Source organism: Stenotrophomonas sp. SrG (genome assembly GCF_050031795.1).
Taxonomy (GTDB): Bacteria; Pseudomonadota; Gammaproteobacteria; order Xanthomonadales; family Xanthomonadaceae; genus Stenotrophomonas; species Stenotrophomonas rhizophila_A.
In genome coordinates, this window is record NZ_JBNBBE010000396.1 from 1 (window position 1) to 260 (window position 260).

The following is a 260-nucleotide window of genomic DNA, read 5'->3' on the forward strand; positions in this document are numbered from 1 at the left end:
GGTAGGCGGCGAGCTCGGCCAGGATCACATCGAGATCGGTGAGCGGATCGCGCCCCGGGTCGAGCGTCGCGCAGTCGAGAACGTGGACGAGCGCCGTGCAGCGCTCGACGTGGCGCAGGAACTCGAGGCCGAGCCCCTTGCCCTCGCTCGCGCCTTCGATGAGTCCGGGCACGTCGGCGACCGTGTACCGGGTCTCGCCCGCCTGGACGACGCCGAGGTTGGGGTGGAGCGTGGTGAACGGGTAGTCCGCGATCTTGGGG

General features: G+C 70.8%; 1 protein-coding gene. It reads right to left on the reverse strand.

Annotated features, from left to right (window positions below; translation table 11 throughout):
• A partial coding sequence (locus tag ACQG3P_RS20225; RefSeq protein ID WP_426806041.1) for a GTPase occupies positions 1 to 260 on the reverse strand: 260 nt, incomplete at both ends.